The sequence below is a fragment of the Pseudomonas shirazensis genome (assembly GCF_050496565.1).
GTDB classification, from domain to species: domain Bacteria; phylum Pseudomonadota; class Gammaproteobacteria; order Pseudomonadales; family Pseudomonadaceae; genus Aquipseudomonas; species Aquipseudomonas shirazensis_A.
On sequence record NZ_JBNWAE010000019.1, the window covers coordinates 17,728 to 37,331 of the forward strand.

The 19,604-nt window shown below is 66.3% G+C and carries 5 protein-coding genes; all 5 read left to right on the forward strand.

The window, feature by feature from the left end; all coding sequences use genetic code 11:
* Positions 1-132 precede the first annotated feature (132 nt).
* The 5 genes from ACQZ2L_RS21960 to ACQZ2L_RS21980 all read left to right on the forward strand — a co-directional run bounded on the left by ACQZ2L_RS21960 (position 133) and on the right by ACQZ2L_RS21980 (position 19,525).
* Positions 133-13,212, forward strand: coding sequence for a BapA/Bap/LapF family large adhesin (locus tag ACQZ2L_RS21960; RefSeq protein WP_430327842.1), 13,080 nt, complete (start codon positions 133-135; stop codon positions 13,210-13,212).
* 58 nt (positions 13,213-13,270) lie between these two features.
* Complete coding sequence (locus ACQZ2L_RS21965; protein ID WP_430327843.1) at positions 13,271-14,704, forward strand: TolC family outer membrane protein; 1,434 nt, start codon at positions 13,271-13,273, stop codon at positions 14,702-14,704.
* Positions 14,701-16,893 (forward strand): type I secretion system permease/ATPase, encoded by a 2,193-nt coding sequence (locus ACQZ2L_RS21970; RefSeq protein ID WP_430327844.1) that lies wholly within the window; start codon positions 14,701-14,703, stop codon positions 16,891-16,893. The genes ACQZ2L_RS21965 and ACQZ2L_RS21970 overlap by 4 nt, the downstream gene beginning before the upstream one ends.
* Entirely contained in the window at positions 16,890-18,074 is a 1,185-nt protein-coding gene (locus ACQZ2L_RS21975) for an HlyD family type I secretion periplasmic adaptor subunit (protein WP_430327845.1), read from the forward strand. The genes ACQZ2L_RS21970 and ACQZ2L_RS21975 overlap by 4 nt, the downstream gene beginning before the upstream one ends.
* Positions 18,075-18,625: 551 nt before the next feature.
* Entirely contained in the window at positions 18,626-19,525 is a 900-nt protein-coding gene (locus ACQZ2L_RS21980; protein ID WP_101316622.1) for a chemotaxis protein, read from the forward strand.
* Positions 19,526-19,604: the final 79 nt, after the last annotated feature.

The following is a 19,604-nucleotide window of genomic DNA, read 5'->3' on the forward strand; positions in this document are numbered from 1 at the left end:
TGGTTGGCTTCCGCACGGCTGCTATATCTCCCTTACTACCGGTGAACAAGGACCGCTCTGGGCGGCCGCTGCGCACGTCTGCGCCGGCCCTCTGGTCAGTGTTCAGCGCCGGGCCATCAGCAGGGAGCATCTATGGACAACATCGTCGTTGCCGACAAGCAAACCGTCGCCGTTACCCAGAACGCCTGGGGCAATCTGAGCCTGAAAGGGCCTGGCCTGGTGCAGATGCCGGTACCACCCGGCGATGTGGCCACCGTCACTCGCAGCGGCCAGGACCTGATCGTCACGCTCAAGTCAGGCGACAAGGTCACCATCGGCAACTTCTTTGTGGTCGACGCGGCTGGCGAGCAGAGTGACATGGTCTTCGTCGGCGAAGACGGCACGCTCTGGCACGCCCAGTACAACGCCGAAGCCTTTACCGGTTTCACTTTCGAGGACATCGCCTCGCTGGATGAGCTGATGGCCGGGGTCGGCGTTGCCGGCAGCGGGACCAACACCTTTGCCATCGCGGCCCTGGGCTTGCTGGGCGCCGGTGGCGCTGCGGCGGCAGTCGGCGGGGGTGGCGGTGGTGGCGGTGGTGGCAGCAGCTCACCTAACCCTGGCGACACCACCGCACCCGCCAGCCCGATTGATCTACTGGTCTCGCCTGATGGCCTGCGCCTGAGCGGCCGCGGCGAAGCCGGCAGCACGGTCAACATCCGTGACGCGGCGGGCAACCTGATCGGCACCGGCACCGTCGGTGCCGACGGCAGTTTCGATGTCACCCTGAGCCCGCCACAAACCAATGGCCAGGCGCTCGAAGTGACCCTTACCGATGCTGCCGGCAACACTTCAGCGTCTGGCAACACCACGGCCCCGGACATCGACACGCCGCCGGTCGACACCACTGCGCCGAATGCGCCAACCAATCTGGCCATCACGGGTGATGGCAAACAGCTGAGCGGTCGTGGCGAAGCCGGCAGTACCGTCAACATCCGTGACGCAGCGGGCAACCTGATCGGCACCGGCACCGTCGGCGCCGATGGCCGTTTCGAGATCACTCTGAACCCGCCACAAACCGATGGCCAGGTGCTCGCGGTGACGCTTACCGATGCTGCCGGCAACATCTCTGCGCCAGGCAACGCCATGGCCCCGGACATCGACACGCCGCCGGTCGACACAACTGCGCCGAATGCGCCTACCAATCTGGCTATCACGGCTGACGGCAAACAGCTGAGTGGCCGTGGCGAGGCCGGCACCACGGTCAACATTCGTGACGCGGCGGGTAACCTGATCGGCACCGGCACCGTCGGCGCCGATGGCCGTTTCGATGTCACCCTGAATCCGCCACAGACCGATGGTCAGGCGCTCGCGATCACACTTACCGATGCGGCAGGCAACACATCAGTACCCGGCACCGCTACGGCCCCGGACATCGATACGCCGCCGGTCGACACCACTGCGCCAGATGCGCCAACCAATCTGGCCATCGCCGGGACCGGCAAGCAATTGAGCGGTCGCGGCGAGGTGGGCGCCAGCGTGCAGGTACGCGATGCTGACGGCAACCTTCTGGGCAGCGGCACGGTCGGCGCCGATGGCACCTTCCAGATCACCCTCGACCCTGCCGTGCTCGACGGCAGCACGTTGCAGGTCACCCTCACCGATGCGGCCGGCAACGTCTCCGCCGCCGGCAGTGTGGTGTCGCGCGACCTGCTTGCGCCAGAGCAGCCCACCGACCTGCAACTGAGCAACGGTGTCACCCTGACCGGTAAAGGCGAGCCAGGCACTACGGTGCAGGTCCGCGACGCCTCAGGCGCCCTGATCGGCAGCGGCGTTGTGGCTGCTGACGGCAGTTTCAGCCTGACCTTGAATCCGCCCCAAGCCAACGGTGAAGCGCTGGACGTGCGCCTGGTCGACGCCGCCCAGAACACTTCGGTGCCACTCCTGTTCAATGCCCCCGACACCACCGCCCCAGCTGCTGTCAGCGGCCTGGTCGTCGGCCCCGATCGGCTGGTGCTGGGCGGTCGCGGTGAACCCGGTGCCACGGTCGAAGTCCGCGACAGCAATGGCCTGCTGCTCGGCAGCGGCACAGTAGCGGCCAACGGTACCTTCCTGATCGAGCTGAACAGTGCCGTGCAGCCGGGCGAGCGCCTGAACGTGGTGCAGACCGATGCCAGCGGCAATGCGTCAGTGCCGCAGCCGTTCGATGTGCCCCTGACCGCCACCCCAGTCAGCCCGAGTGACCTGAGCATCGCTGCCAACGGCAGTTCGCTCAGCGGCAGTGCCCCACCCGGCAGCCGCATTCAGGTGCGTGACGCCAACGGCAATGTCATCGGCAGCGTTGTGGTCGGCGCCGAAGGCACCTTTATCGTGGTGCTCAATCCTGCTCAGGCCAACGGCCAGTTACTCGACGTGGTTGCCCTTGATGATAATGGCGGCGTGTCGCTGCCAGTGCAGATCAGCGCACCGGATATCACCGCACCCGCCGCCCCCAGCCAGCTTGTGGTCAGCGCGGATGGCAGCCAGCTCAGCGGCCGCGCCGAGCCTGGCAGCACGGTGCGGGTGGTGGGCGCCAATGGCGTTGAACTCGGCACCGCTGTGGTCGGCCCAACCGGCGTGTTCACCATCGCCCTGAATCCAGCTCAGATCGACGGCGAAGCGCTGCAGGTTACCGCCACCGATGCCAGGGGCAATCTCTCTGCCCCCGGCAGTGTCAACGCACCGGATCTGGACAGCCCCGACACCACTGCACCTGACCCGGCCAGCGGGCTGGCTATCAGCGGAGACGGGCGTACGGTATCGGGTCGCGGCGAGCCGGGCAGCACGGTCAAGGTGCTTGACGCCCAAGGCTATCTGCTCGCGATCGGCACTGTCCTGGCCGACGGCAGCTTCAACCTGCAACTGCCTGCCGCCGTTACCGATGGCTCAAGCCTGCAAGTCACCTTGACCGATGCCGCAGGCAATGCCTCGACCCCCGCTACACTGCTGAGCCCTGACCTGCTGGCACCCGCCCAGCCGACAAATCTCAGCTTGAGCGCTGGCGAGACTCTCACCGGCAATGCCGAGCCTGGCGCCCGGGTCGAGGTGCGCGCCGCCAATGGCGACTTGCTCGGCAGCGCCATCGTTGCTGCCGACGGCACCTTCAGCCTGACCCTCAACCCACCTCAGGCCAATGGTGAGGTGCTCGATATCCGCGTCATCGACCTGGCCGGCAACGCATCGACCCCGCTCGCCTACGACGCCCCGGACATCACTGCGCCAGCGATCATCAGCGGCGTGACCGTGGGCAATGGCGGCCTGACCATTGCCGGTCGCGGTGAAGCAGGCGCAATCGTCGAGGTCCGGGATGCCAGTGGCGCCCTGCTCGGCACTGGCACGGTCGGTGCCAACGGCACCTTCCTGTTCAATTTGGATACCCCCGCCGCTGCTGGCCAGGCAATCAGCCTGGTGCAGAAAGATGCCGCCGGCAACACCTCGCCGGAGCTCGACCTGACCGTACCCACTACGCCCATCCCGGCAACCCCGAGCAACCTCAGCCTGGCCGCAGACGGCAGCTCGATCAGCGGCAGTGCTACCCCGGGTACCCGAATCGAAGTGCGTGATGCCCAAGGCAATGTGCTTGCCAGCACGGTGGTTGGCGCCGGCGGTACCTTCACCCTGCCGCTGAACCCGGCGCAAGCCAACGGCGAATTGCTCGACGTGGTTGCGGTGGATGGCGCCAGCAGTTCGCTGCCAGCGCAGATCACTGCCCCGGATATCACCCCGCCAGGCGAAGCCAGCGACCTGCAGATCAGCGCCAACGGCGTGACCCTGACCGGGCGCGGCGAAGCCGGCGCCACAGTAGAAGTGCGCAACGCTCAGGGCAATCTGCTGGGCACCGCGCAGGTAGGCGCCAACGGCGTATTCACCGTCACCCTCATCCCCGCCCAGACCGATGGCCAGGTGCTCGACGTCGACCTGCGCGATGCGGCGGGCAATGAGTCCAGCGCCAGCGCGACAGCGCCGGACCTCGATGGCCCATTGCAACCGGCGCAAATGGCACTGGATATCGCGGGTACCCAATTGACCGGTGTCGGTCAGGCCGGTTCGCTGGTCACCGTGCGGGCTGCCGACGGCACCGTGCTAGGCAGTAGCACGGTAGGCGCCGACGGCAGCTTCAGCGTTACCCTCAACCAACCTCAGCGCAACGGCGAGAAACTGACCGTTGAGGCCACCGACAGCCGCGGCAACAGTGCCGGCCCGGTCGACTTCACTGCGCCCGACACTCAGTCACCGGAGCCGATCAGCAATGAGGCGATCAATGGCACCGGCAGCCAGATCACAGGCCTTGGTGAACCCGGCGCTACCGTCACCGTACGCGCCGCTGACGGTACAGTACTCGGCAGCGCGGTAGTGCAAGCCAACGGCGGCTTCACGGTCCCCCTCAGCCCAGCCCAGAACAACGGCCAGGCGTTAACCATCGAGCAGCGCGATCCGGCGGGCAATATTTCCACCAGCGTGCCCGTCACGGCCCCTGACGGCCAGGCCACCGATGCACCCACCGGCCTGGTATTGGCGGCGGACGGCAGTGTGCTCAGTGGTCGCGGTGAACCCGGCAGCGTCGTCACCGTGACCGGCACTGGCGGCGTCATCCTTGGCAGTGCAACCGTGCAGGGCGATGGCAGCTTCCAGGTCGCCCTCAACCCTGTCCAGCTCAACGGCCAGACCCTGACCGCCACGCAAAAGGACCAGGCTGGCAACATCTCCCAGCCGGACACCCTGACCGCGCCAGACCTGCAAGCCCCTGAAGCTGCTCAAGGCGTGCAACTGAATGCGGGCGGCAACCTGCTCAGCGGTCAAGCCGAACCCGGCACGACGGTTCAGGTGCGCGACCCGAACGGGGTCCTCATCGGCAGTGTGGTGGTGCCTGACAACGGCAGCTTCAGCCTCCCGCTCAACCCCGTGCCGGTCGCCGGCGAGCAGTTGTCGGTAACCGTCACCGACCTGCAAGGGCAGACCTCCCCGAGCGTGCCGATCAACGCCATCGACACCACTGCCCCTACCCTGCCAACCGCCGTGCAGGTCAACGCCGACGGCACCCAGGTCACTGGCAGGGGCGAAGCGGGTAGCACGGTCGAAGTGCGTGACGCTGCCGGCATTGTGATCGGCAGCACCACCGTGCCGCCAAGCGGTGATTTCAGCATTACCCTCGACCCGGCGCAAAAAGATGGTCAGAGCTTGAGCGTGGTCGCCACCGATGGCCGCAATGACACCGATGTTGTGCCAGTCACCGCGCCCGACCTGACCCCGCCAGCCCTGCCCAGCGGCGTCAGCGTGGCCATTGACGGCACCGTAACCGGCAATGCCCCAGGTGCTACCCAGGTCATCATTCGCGATGCTGATGGCAATCTGGTGATCAGCACCGGCGTCAACCCAGACGGCAGCTTCAGCGTGCAGCTGCCAAGCAATCAGAACAACGGTCAACCGCTGCTGCTGGAGGCTGTCGATGCGGCCACCAACACCAGCCCGGTGCTGCCGATCACCGCCCCTGACACCACCGTACCTGCAGAAGCGACCGATATCAGCATCAGCCCTGATGGCACCAGCGTCGGCGGCAACGCCGAGCCCGGCAGCACGGTGATCGTGCGTGACGCCAACGGCAATGACATAGGTAGCGTGGTAGCAGGCCCGGATGGCAGCTTCGTGGTGGAGATCAACCCGCCGCTGGCCAGCGGCGACAGCGCGACTGTGGTGGTCAAGGACCCAGGCGGCGAAGCCAGCACACCGCTGGCTGGCCCGGACGGCAGCGAAGTTGCAACACCGACCGACCTCGACCTTAGTGAAGACGGCTTCGTCCTGACCGGCATGGGCGCAGTCGGTGCATTGATCACCGTGACCTCAGGCGGCGCCACCCTGGGCACCGCAACGGTGGGCAGCGATGGTATCTTCCGGGTGTTCTTCAGCAGCGCTCAACTCAATGCCCAGACCCTGCAGGTCAACGCGCGCTTTGGCGCCGGAGGCAAGCCCTCGGTGCCGGCCATCGTCACGGCTGAGGACACCACGGCGCCTGATGCGCCAACACAACTGGCAATTGACCGCAGCGGCAGCCTGCTGACCGGCCGCGGCGAGGTCGGCGCGACTGTTTCGGTGGTCGATGCCAATGGCACCCTGCTCGGTTCGGCGACTGTCGGCAGCAGCGGCCTGTTCAGCATCAGCCTCAATCCGCCGCAGGCAAATGCGCAGTTGTTGACCGTCACCCAGAGCGACGCCAGCAACAACGTTTCGCTGGCAGCCACGACCACTGCGCCAGACCTGCAAGCCCCCCTGGCGGCCAGCGGCGTCAGCCTCAACAGCGCGGCCACCGTCGTCAGCGGCCAGGGCGAAGCCGGGGCCAACGTGACCGTGCGCGACGCCAGTGGCGCTGTGCTGGCTACTGGTACCGTCAACCCGGCCGGCCAATTCCAGATCACCCTGCCGGCAGCGCAAACCAGCGGTGCACCGCTGCAAGTCACCTTGAGTGACGCGGCTGGCAATATTTCTCCTCCTGCCAGCCTGGCCACGCCGGATCGCACACCACCTGCGGCGGTTACCCAAACCCTGCTCAGCGCCGACGGCCGCCAGCTGTCCGGCCTGGGCGAAGCAGGGGCCAGTGTCGAGGTGCGCAACAGTGCAGGAGCCTTGCTCGGCACCGCCACAGTAGGTGCCGATGGCCGCTTCAGCGTGATCTTCAGCACGCCCCAGGCCAGTGGTCAGCCGATTGGCGTGACCCAGCAGGACGCTGCGGGCAATACCTCACCCGCGACCTCGGTCAACACGCCTGACCTGACCCCACCGGCACCGCTGACCAACCTGGTGCTCAACAACAATGGCCTGACCTTGACCGGCCTCGGCGAACCCGGCGCCAGCGTCACGGTGCGCGGCCCGGACGGCACCATCATCGGCAGCGGCAACGTCGCCGCCAACGGCAGCTTTACTCTGACCCTGGATAACGCACAACTCAACGCCCAGCGCCTGAGCGTGACCCAGAGCGATACCAGCAACAACACCTCGGCGCCAGTTGCCGTGACAGCTCCGGACCTGACCCCTCCCGCAGAGCCAGCCAACCTGCTGCTGGCCAGCAACGGCGTGCAACTGAGCGGCACCGCCGAGGCCGGCAGCACAGTCACCGTGCGTGACAGTGCCGGCAATGTTCTCGGTAGCGTGGTCGCGGCCAGCAATGGCACGTTCCAGGTCACGCTCAACAGCGTCCAGGCCAACGGTCAGTCCCTGCAAGTAACCGCCACCGACGCCGCTGGCAACGTTTCCCAACCCGGTAGCTTCACCGCGCCTGACACGACCCCGCCCGCCGCCGTCGCCAACCTGGCCGTGGCCGCCAATGGCGCCAGCCTGGCCGGTACTGGCGAAGCCGGTGCAGCAGTAGCCGTCCGCGCCGCCGATGGCACCTTGCTGGGCACCGGTACAGTGGCTGCGGACGGCCGTTTCACGGTCAACCTGAGCCCGCCGGCAATCGTCGGCAGCAACCTCAGCGTGGTCCAGAGCGACGCCAGCGGCAACGCCTCGCCCGCCGAAACCGTCACCGCACCAGGCAGCCTGGCGCCGGACATCCCGGATAATCTGCTGCTGGCCGCAGACGGCCTCAGCGTGACCGGCAGCGGCACTGTGGGCAGCACGGTGACTGTGTATGGCCCTGGTGGCGCAGTGCTCGGTACTGCCGTGGTAACGGCGGCTGGCACCTTCACCGTGGCGCTCAACAGCGTCCAGGCCAATGGTGAAACCCTGCAGGTCGGCGCAGTCGGCACCGACGGCAGCGCTTCGCTGCCGGCCCCCCTGCAGGCGCCGGATACCACTGCGCCGCAGCCGCTCAGCGAACTGCAGCTGGCCAGTGATGGGCTGACCTTGACCGGCCGTGGCGAGCCCGGCGCCCGGGTCAGCATCAGCGGCCCAGGAGGCGTCGATCTAGGCGAAGGGGTGGTCGGCGCCGACGGCCGTTTCAGCCTGCAACTGACTGCTCCGCAGCGCAATGGCGAGGCGCTCGACGCCAGCCAGACCGACGCCGCCGGCAACGAATCCAACAGCGTCAGCCTGACCGCACCTGATCTGCTCGCCCCGAACGCACCGGGCAATCTCGCCGTCACTGGCGGCGGCACACTGCTCGGCGGCTCCGGCGAAGCTGGCAGCAAAGTCACGGTACTGGCCGCTGACGGCAGCGTCATCGGCAGCGGCATCGTGCGTGATGACGGCAGCTTCCAGGTCTCGCTCAATCCGATCCAGGCCAACGGCCAAAGCCTGCAGGTCGTGCTCACCGACAACGCCGGCAACCAGTCACCTGCAGGCAGCATCATCGCAACCGATATCACCGCACCGGATGCGCTGACCGCGCTGGCGATTGCCAGCGACGGCGCGACCCTGACTGGTCGCGGCGAGGCCGGGGCCACGGTCAAGGTCAGCGGCCCGGATGGCGCGCCGCTGGGTGAAGCACTGGTCGATGCCAACGGCTTCTTTACCCTCACCCTCAACCCAGCCCTGGGCAATGCCGAACGGCTCAGCCTGACCCAGACCGACCTGGCCGGCAACGTCTCTGCGCCAGCGACTCTCGATACGCCTGACTTCACCCCGCCGGCCCAGCTCACTGCGGTGACCATCAGTACCGACGGCAGCATGATCGCGGGCCGCGGCGAAGCCGGCGCAACCGTCACCGTAACCGATGCCAACGGCACGTTGCTGGGCACCACCAAAGTGCTCGCCGACGGCAGCTTCGAGGTCATGCTCACGCCTGCGCAGATCAACCAGCAAGTGCTCGCGGTGCAACAGGCCGACCCACCCGGCAACGTCAGCCAGCCGGTGAGCGTCGAGGCACCTGACCTGACACCGCCTGCGGCACCTGTGCAACTTCAGCTGAATGCCGATGGCAGCGAGCTCAGCGGCGTCGGTGAGCCAGGCAGTACCGCCAGGGTCTACCTCGGCAGCACTGAAATCGGCACCGTGCAGGTTGGCGTCGATGGCCGCTTCGTGGTGGCATTGAGCCCGGCGCAGAATAATGGCCAGCAGCTCCAGGTGACCCTCGAAGATGCCAAGGGCAACTTGTCGCCAAGCACTCCGGCGACCGCTCCGGACACCACCCCACCGGATGCAGTGAACGCCACCATCAACGCCAGTGGCACCCAGTTGAACGGCACTGGTGAGGCTGGCGCGCGGCTGACCGTGCTCAACGACAAGGGCGACCTGGTCGGCCAGGGCAGCATCGCCGCCGACGGCACCTTCGTGCTCAACCTGTCACCGGCGCAACTGGACGGCCAGCGGCTGAGCATCGTCGCCCAGGATGCTACCGGCAATCCGTCGCCGGCCTTCAACGTCACGGCACCTGACCTGACCCCACCGGCGCAACCCACCGGCCTCAGCGTTAGCGCTAATGGCACGCTGCTCAGCGGTAATGGCGAGGTCGGCAGCTTTATCACCGTACGCGCCCCGGACAACACCGTGGTCGGTTCCATCCAGGTGCCCCCCGGCGGAACCTTCAGCGTGCCGCTCAACCCGGCGCAGAATAACGGCCAGGTTCTCGAAGTGGTCGCCACTGACGCAGCCGGCAATGCCGCGCCGGCAGTCCCCGTCACCGCTCAAGACACCAGCCCCCCTGCGCCCGTCAGCAACTTGGTGATCGACGCAACCTACAATGTGCTCAGTGGCCGTGGTGAGGCGGGAGCCAGTGTGATCGTCCGCCAGAACGGCGCGGTGCTAGGTACTGGCACAGTGCTCGCCAACGGTACCTTCCAGATCGAGCTCGAGAACCCGGCGTTGCCAGGTATTCAACTCAGCGTTGTACAGACTGACGCTGCGCAAAATCCTTCCGCGCCACAGACCTATACTCCGCCGCTGACCCCGCTCACAGAGGCACCACTCAATGTCGTACTGGCCGGTGACGGCGTAACGCTGACCGGTACCTCTTCCGTCGGCGCTGTCATCACTGTGTCCAATGCCGCTGGCCAGAACATTGGCTCGACCATCGTCACTCAGCTGGACGGCAGCTTCACCGTGACCCTGGACCCGGCGCAACGCAACGGCGAGCTGCTCTCGGTAACCGCCGACGCAGCCGACGCCGGTGAGTCGGCGCCAGTGATTATCCAGGCCGGCGATACCACCCCACCTGCGATACCGGTGGTCAGCGCACTGTCCAGCAACGGTCTGGTCCTCACCGGTACTGGTGAAGCGGGCGCCACCGTGTTCGTACGGGATGCGCAGGGCACCCTGCTTGGCACTGGCCAAGTCAACGCCGGCGGTGGCTTCAGCATCAACCTCAACGCGCCGCAGCTCAATGGCCAGTTCCTCTCGGTCAGCCAGCGCGACGCTGCTCTCAATCTGTCCGACAACGTGGGCTTCATCGCTCCTGACGTGCAGGCGCCCAACCCGGTCAGCAACCTTGCGATCAACCCCTTGGGCACCCAGCTCAGCGGCAATGGTGAAATCGGTGCCACCGTCAGCGTATTCTCGGCTGCCGGCGCACCGCTGGGCACCGCCATAGTAGGCCCCAACGGGCAATTTACCGTCATCCTCACCGCTACCCAGAACGACGGCCAGGTGCTGACCGTGCGCCAGGCCGACGCTGCCGGCAACATCTCCGGCACCACCACCATCGGCGCACCGGACACCACGCCACCGCCCGCTCCGACCGCCACCATCAATGCCGCTGGCACCCTGGTCAGCGGCGCCGGCATCGCTGGCAACAAGATCACCGTACTCGGCGCCGGCGGCGTAGTGCTGGGCAGCGCCATCGTCGGCGCCAACGGCCTGTTCGTGGTCAGCTTGCTGGCGGCGCAGGTCGACAACCAGGCACTGACGGTCAACCAGAGCGATGCCGCGGGCAATACCTCCGGGGTGGCCCTGACTGCCCCGGACATCACCCCACCGGCCATCGCCAGCAATTTGGTGATCAATGCCGACGGCAGCGTCATCACCGGGCGCGGCGAGCCTGGCGCGACGGTGACGGTGCGCGGCCCCAGCGGGGTGGTTTCGCAGCCTGCCACGGTCAATCCGGACGGCACCTTCACGGTCACGCTGAGCCCTGCCCAGGATAACGGCCAGGCCCTTTCGATTACCCTCACCGACCCGCGCAACAACGTCTCCGCCGGGGTCGCGCTGATCGCGCCGGACGTCGATGCCAATGCGCCAGTCTCGGCCAGCGACAATCTGGCGGTAGCCACGGTGAACCTGGCCCCGGTCATCACCACCAAGACCTTCGCCGACAGTTTCACAACGCTGCTATCCGGCTTCTCGAAAACCTTTACCTGGACGGTCGCTGCCGGCACCACCGCCGACCCGACCCTGACCCTCAACACCAGCAGCGCTCTGGCCTTGCTCGACGGCGCCACCTACACCCTGCAGGTCAAGAACGCTGCTGGCGCCTGGGTCACTCTCGCCACCGGCAACAGCCAAGGTCTGCTCGACCTGATCCTGCTGCCGCTGGGCCAGGGTGTGCAGGTCAATATCGGTGAACTGCTGGCGGGCGACTACCGGCTGACGGTCAACAGCAGCGGTATCGGCTTGCTGACCACAGTCACCACCAGCCTCGACGTGCAGTCCACCAGCCTGACCCAGTTCACCGGCACCGGCACACCGACCACCGGCAACGTCCTCAGCGACCCCGGCATCGACGGCAGCGTTGACCAGACCGGCCCGGACAACGGCGCGGTGGTGCAGGTACTGAAAAACGGCAGCTACATCTCTGCCGGCGCCGCCACCGAAGTGCAGGGCCTGTACGGCACCTTGCTGATCCGCGCCGATGGCAGCTACAGCTATACCCCCAACGGCAGCCCGTCGAGCGTGGGCAAGGTCGATGTGTTCAGCTATCAACTGCTGCACGCCAACGGCCTCAAAGATACCGCCAACCTCTACGTGCGCATCGACAGCCCACAAGCCACCGAGGTCTGGAACGACAACAACTACAGCGCGCCGGCCATCGTGGTCGATGCGGTCAACGACCTCGACAGCACCGGCATCAGCCTGGTCAACCGTGAAACCACCGGCAGCGCCAACCTCGCTAACCTGAGCTTGCCGCTGGTAGGCAACCGCTCGGTGACGTCGGCAACCAATACGGTTGCGGTCGATACCACTGCCGACCTGCAGGTAGTGCTCAACTCGAGCAATCTGCTCGGGCTGCTCAGCGGCACCCGGATCGAGCTGCTCAAGCTCAACCCGGCGACAGGTCTGTATGTGGTTGAACAAACCGTTACCGGCGGCTCACTGGTCAGCCTGCTCGGCGGCGGCGCGGCGTACACCTTCCAGGACAAGGGGCCAGGCTCGTATCAGATTCGCGTCAGCGCCGGCGGCATTGGCCTGGCCGCTTCGATCGCCACCACCATCAACACCACTACGACCTACACCAAGGAGTTCGTGGTCGGCGGCTATACACCAGTCAGTGGCAACCTGCTCAACGACACCACAGGTACCGGCAGCGATACCCTCGGTTCCAGCCTGACCGTGCTCAGCGTGCTGGTGGCGGCCAACACCTATGCCATCCCCGGCTATAACGGCATCAGTTTGGCCGGCACCTACGGCACGCTGCTGGTACAGGCCGACGGCAGCTACAGCTACACCCTCAAGCCCGGCCTGACCGGCGCAGTAATCGGCCAGCAGGACACCTTCACTTACGAACTGACCCACCCCAACGGCACCACCGACACAGCCACCTTGACCATTGGCCTGAACAACGCAGCCGCCTTCACTGCTACCTCGGCGTTGCTGGCCGGCGGCGACGATGACGCCGGCGCGCTGTTCAGCGTGGCCGCCGCCACTGCGGTCGAAGGGCTGCACGGCGGCGATGGCAACGACCACCTCGACGGCAGTCAGGGTGGGGCAATCAGCCTGAGCGGCGGTGCCGGTGACGACACGCTGGTGATCGTCGATCAGCAGTTCGCCAACGTCGACGGCGGCAGCGGTACCGACACCCTGTTGTGGGCCGGCGGCGATGCCAGCATCGACCTCGGCAACCTGGTCGGGCGCCTGCACGACATCGAGGTGATCGACCTCAACGACACCAGTTCGGTGACCTTGAGCCTGAGCCTGGCCGACGTGGTGGCGGTAACCGAAAGTGCCAATGACACCCTGCTGATCAAGGGCGACAGCAACGATACCGTTCAGCTCACCGATAACTGGAGCCTGACCGGCCAGCAGAATGCCGACGGCATCGACTACACCCAATACACCGCCCAGGAGGATCCAAGCCACCACTTGTGGGTACAGAACGGCATTCATGTTGTTTGAAGCTGATAAACCCCGCCGGGCAACCGGCGGCAAGGACGACCAGCAGTAAGGGAAACCTGTGAAGCGAGGCTGTCAGCTGTCACCGCTGTTAGTGGGAGCCCTCGGGCTCCTCGCGTACAACCTTTACCCGGCCGCCATGGCGGCCGATGACATAGACCCGCAACTGCGCCAGATCGGCCCGTCGTTGTTGCGCGATGCTCCGGATGCCCTACCGGCGCGCGCGCCGGTCGGCCAGTCGGCAATAGCTGGCGACCGCCTCGGCATCGACGAAGCGGTGCTGATGGCTGCGCAATGGCACCCCAGCATCGCCGAGGCGGTGGGCAACCTGTACAAGCAGGGCGAAGGCATCAACGTCGCCCGCGCCGGTTATTACCCGCAGATTTCCGGCGGCCTGCGCGGCGGCTACGACACCGGCAACGGCGCCGACCGCAGCAGCCAGGCCTTGAACTTGTCGCTCAAGCAGATGCTGTATGACTTCGGCAAGGTCGACAACGCCGTCAGCGCCGCCCGCGCCGCTGCCGCCCGGGCCCAGGCCAACATCCTGCTGGTACTCGATGACCTTGCCCGCGACACCGCCTATGCCTGGATCGAAACCCGCCGCTACGAGCAACTGACGCTGATTGCCCGCGAGCAGATCCGCGGCGTCGGCGATATCGTCGAGCTCGCCCGGCAACGCAGCGACATGGGCGCCAGCGCCCGGTCCGACACGGTGCAGGCCGAGTCACGGGTCGAGAGCGCGCGAGCCACCTTCGCTGAATATCAAGCGCAGCATCAACGCTGGCGCTCAACCCTGGCGGCGCTGCTCGGGCGCATCTCGCCACCGGCGCTGGCCGAGGAGTCACCGCGCCAACTCGAGGGTGCCTGCAGCCGCGTCCAAGGCGGCGACGAGCGCTTGCCAGCGGTGCTGATGGCCCTGGCCTTGCGCGCGCAGTCCCAGGCCGAGTTGGCCCAGGCCAAGGCCGAAGCCTACCCGACCCTGTCGTTGCAGCCGCAGGTCAATCATTACCTGGACAACGAATACGACCGCGACAATTCGCGCCTCGACCGCACCCAGGCCGGCATTTACCTCAACCTCGAAGTGCCGATTTATCAAGGCGGCGCCGTCAGTGCCCGCAGCCGCGCCGCCGGTTACGCGCTGACCTCGGCCGACGCTGCCGAAGACGCCGCCCGCCTGCAGGCCCGCCGCGGCCTGGCCGAGGCACAGGCGCAGACCGCCGGCCTGGCGCGGCGGCTGCGCTCGCTGGAAGCGCGTCAGGTCAGCATCCAGGAGGCACGCATGCTCTATGGCCGACAGTACCTGGACCTCGGCACACGACCGCTGCTCGACCTGCTCAACGCCGAGCAGGAAATCTACCAGTCACGCTTCGAACTGGCCGGCACCCGCTCGGACCTGCTCCGGCTGGATATCGACTGCCTCTACAACAGCAGTGCGCTGCGCTCGGCCTTCGCCCTGGAAGGCCGCAGCCTGCAAGGCGTGGAGATTCAACCATGACCGACACCGTCAACCTTGACCTGCAGCAGACGCAACAGGCCGCGCCCGCGCCGGATGCAACGCCCCGGGCTGACCTCGGACCGTGGCTGGAGGTGATGCTGCAGGTCGCCCACTACTACCGCCTGGACGTCTCACCGCAGCGCATCCGCCTGGCCGCTATCGAGGATGCACGGCCGCTGGACGAGATCCTGCGGCACATGGCGCGCCAGGCCGGGCTGACCCTGCGTTTCGTCCGCTTTGATGCCAAAGGCCTGCGCCAGTGGCGCACGCCGATGGTGCTGGAACTCGACGACGGCCAGTTGGCCACGGTCGAGGCGGTTACCGAAGAAAACGATCTTGCGGTGGTGTTTGCCGGTGATCAGGGGCTGACCTCGCGCCTGCCTCGTGAGGCGCTGACCGGCCGCATCGTGCGGGTGGCCCTGCTGCGTCCGGCGCGGCCGTTGCGCGATGTGCGCACCGACGACTACACCGCGCCGTATGACCGCCACTGGTTCGCCCGCATCGTCCTGCGCGACCTGCGCCCGTATGGCCAGGTCATGCTCGCCTCGCTGGTGGCCAACGTGCTGGCACTGGCCGGGGTGCTGTTCTCGATGCAGGTATACGACCGGGTGATTCCGGCCGAATCGCTGCCGACCCTGTACGTGTTGTTCGGCGGCGTAGTGCTGGCGCTGGTGTTCGACTTCAGCATGCGCCTGCTGCGCCTGAAGGTCACCGACCTGCTCGGCAAACGCGCCGACCTGCGCATCTCCGACCTGGTCTTCGGCCACGCCCTGCGCCTGCGCAACTCGGTGCGGCCAAAATCTACCGGCTCGTTCATCTCACAGTTGCGCGAACTGGAACAGATCCGCGACCTGATCACCTCCAGCACTGCCACGGCGCTGGCCGATTTGCCGTTCTTCCTGTTGTTCCTGCTGGTGTTCTGGTTGATCGGCGGCGTGCTGGTGGTGATCCCGTTGGCAGCACTGGTGGCCATGCTCCTGCCCGGCCTGCTCGCGCAGCGGCGGCTGGCGCGCCTGGCCAACGCGTCAATGCGCGAGTCGGCGCTGCGCAACGCCATGCTGGTCGAGAGCATCCAGGGCATGGACGAGATCAAGGCACTGCAGGCCGAGGCCCGCTTCGAGCGCCAGTGGAACCAGTACAACGCCGCCTGCGCCCACAGCAATCTGCGCCTGCGCACACTGACCAATGGCCTGGTGACCTGGACCCAGAACGTCCAGGGCGCGGTGTTTGCCGTGGTCATCGTGGTCGGCGCGCCGATGGTGATTGCCGGTGATCTGACCACCGGCAGCCTGGTCGCTGCGTCCATGCTGTCGTCGCGGATGATGGCGCCCATGGCCCAACTGACCCACGTGCTGACCCGCTGGCAACAGGCCAAGGTCGCCCTGCAAGGGCTGGACAAGTTGATGCAGTCACCGGTCGATCATCCCGAAGGCGAAGCGCGTGTGCACCTGCCGGCGATTCGTGGCGAGTATCAGCTGCGCCAGGCCAATTTCCGCTATAGCCCTGAATCACCGCCGGCCCTGAACATCAGTCAACTGAACATCCAGCCCGGCGAACGCATCGCGATTCTGGGCCGCAATGGCGCGGGCAAGTCGACCCTGCTGCAGGCCCTGGGCGGGGCGATGGATCTGGTCGAGGGCGAGGTCACGCTCGATGGCATCGCCATGGCCCACCTCGACCCGGCTGACCTGCGCCGCGACGTCGGCTTGTTGGCGCAGTACTCGCGACTGTTCCACGGCACCCTGCGGGAAAACCTCACCCTCGGCGCGGGCCAGGCCAGCGATCAGGAACTGCTCGCCGCCCTGGCCGCCAGTGGCGCGCTGGAATTCGTCCGGCAATTGCCCAAGGGCATGGACCACCTGGTGCTCGAAGGCGGCGCAGGCTTGTCCGGCGGGCAACGCCAGGCACTGGTGCTGGCGCGGCTGCTGGTGCGCCAGCCACAGGTGCTGCTGCTTGATGAGCCGACCGCGTCGCTGGATGACATCAGCGAACGGCGCCTGCTGGATAACCTCGAGCGTTTCTGTCAGGGCCGCACGCTGATCATCGCCACCCACCGCATGAGCGTCCTGCAACGGGTCGATCGGGTGCTGGTGCTCGATGGCGGGCGGATCATCATCGACGACAAACGTGACGCTGCCCTGTCACGTTTGAGCCAGGGCGGTCAGCCAGGCCAGGGAGGCAAAGCATGAGCAGCCACGAACTTCCGGCTTCATACCTGGATGGCGAAGACGACCACGCCGTGCTCCGCGCCGGGCGCATCATCATGGTCTGCGCCTTGATGCTGGCGGCGTTTCTGGCCTGGGCGGCGTGGTTCGAGGTGGTCGAGGTGTCGACCGGCACCGGCAAGGTCATTCCCAGTTCACGCGAACAGGTGATCCAGTCGTTCGAAGGCGGCATCGTCGCGCAGATGAACGTCGCCGAAGGCGATCTGGTCGAGCGCGACCAGGTGCTGGCCCAGCTCGATCCAACCAAGACTTCATCCAGCGTCGGCGAGAGCGAGGCCAAGTACTGGGCAGCGCTGGCCAGCGTCGCCCGCTTGCGCGCCGAGGTCACCGGCAAGCCGCTGAAATTCCCGCCCAGCCTGAGCAAGTCGCCGGAGCTGATCGAGACCGAAACCGCGCTGTACCAGACCCGGCGCCGCGGCCTCGAGCAGACCCTGGCCGGCATCGAGGACTCGCTGCGGCTGGTGCGCAGCGAACTGAAGATCACCGAAAACCTGGCCAAGATGGGCGCCTCCAGCCGGGTCGAAGTGATCCGCCTCAACCGCCAGCGCTCGGAGCTCGAACTCAAGGCCAACGAAGCGCGCTCGGACTACCTGGTGCGCGCCCGCGAAGACCTGGCCAGGGCCAGTGCCGAAGCCGACAGCCTCGAGCAGGTGATCCGCGGCCGCAACGACTCGCTGTCCCGCCTGACCCTGCGCTCGCCGGTGCGCGGCATCGTCAAGGATATCGAAGTGAATACCCTTGGCGGGGTGGTGCAGCCAGGTGGCCAGGTGATGAAAATCGTGCCGATGGACGAGCGCCTGCTGATCGAAACGCGCATTGCCCCGCGCGATATCGCCTTCATCCACCCCGATCAGGCGGCCAAGGTCAAGATCAGCGCCTACGACTACTCGATCTATGGCGGCCTCGAAGGCAAGGTGGTGGGTATCTCGCCAGATACCCTGCAGGACGAATTCAAACCCGAGATCTATTACTACCGGGTGTTCATCCGCACCGAACAGGACAGCCTGCAGAACAAGGCCGGCAAACATTTCGCCATTGTCCCGGGCATGATCGCCACGGTGGATATCCGCAGCGGCGAAAAAACCATCCTCGATTATCTGATCAAGCCGCTCAATCGAGCCAAAGAAGCCCTTCGCGAACGTTGAACAGCTCGCCCCAAGACCAACGCGGTCCCCGCAGGAGCGGCCTTGCCGGGGCGCCGGACCGGTCGGAAAGGCCCGCAAAGCGGGCCCGACGATTCAGTGGTGTTGCGCAGATCCTGGGGCCGCTACGCAGCCCTTTCGCGACACAAGGCCGCTCCTACAGTAGTGCGCGTACGCCGTTGATAAAATGTCCCGGGCATGGCGCCACGGTGGATGTCCGCAGCGGCGAAAAAACCATCCTCGATTACCTGATCAAACCGCTCATCGCGTCAAAGAGGCGCTGCGCGAACGTTGAACAGGTCGCCCCAAGAGCAACGCGGTCCCTGTAGGAGCGGCCTTGTGTCGCGAAAGGGTCGCGTAGCGGCCCCAAGATTTTTGCAATACCGCAAGATTGCCGGGCCAGCTGCGCTGGCCTTTCCGACCGGTCCGACGCCCCGGCAAGGCCCCTCCTACACAGTGCGCGTACGCCGTTGGTAAAGGATGGTGCTAAAGCCTGGGCCGGGCAGGCCGATAACCCGGCATCCTCCCTATTCTGACTTAGCCGAAGGTTGCCCATGGCCACCCAAAATGCCCGCGCGGACTCGTTGTCGCTGCTGCTGTTCACCCTGCGCAGCGGCAAGCTGATGGCGATCAACCTGCTCAAGGTCAGCGAAATCATCACCTGCCCACAGCTGACCAAGCTGCCCGAGTCGCACCCGCACGTCAAAGGCGTGGCCACTCTGCGCGGCAACTCGCTGTCGGTGATCGACCTGTCGCTGGCCATCGGCGAACGGCCGCTGGCCGATCCCGATGGCGGCTGCCTGATCGTCACCGAGATCAGCCGCTCGCGCCAAGGCCTGCATGTACAGGCCGTCAGCCGCATCGTGCATTGCCTGAGCACCGACATCAAACCGCCGCCATTCGGCTCGGGCAACCGCTCGTTCATCACCGGCGTGACCCGGGTCGACAACACCCTGGTGCAGGTGCTGGATATCGAGAAGGTCATCCACGCCATCGCCCCGGCGCCAGCCGAGCCGCTGCCGGGTGAACTCGGCGAGGAAGACGCCAGCCTGCTCGCGGCCGCCAACATTCTGGTGGTCGATGACAGCCAGGTTGCCCTGCAGCAGTCGGTGCACACCCTGCGCGGCCTCGGTATCGAGTGCCACACCGCGCGCAGTGCCAAGGATGCGATCAACGTCCTGCTCGAGCTGCAAGGCACCGAACGCGAGATCAACATCATCGTCTCGGATATCGAGATGTCCGAGATGGACGGCTACGCCTTCACCCGTACCCTGCGCGAGACGCCGGACTTCCAGCACCTGTACATCCTCCTGCACACCTCGCTGGACAGCGCCATGAGCAGCGAGAAGGCGAAAAACGCCGGCGCCAACGCGATCCTCACCAAGTTCTCCTCGCCCGACCTCACCGAGTGCCTGGTGACCGCAGCGCGCACCGTGGTGTTCGCCGAACGGTAACACCTGGTTGCCATTTGCCCGGCGCACACCGCCAGCTGCATGCCCAGCGGGTGACGAGTCAGGCATAATCGGCGCTCCC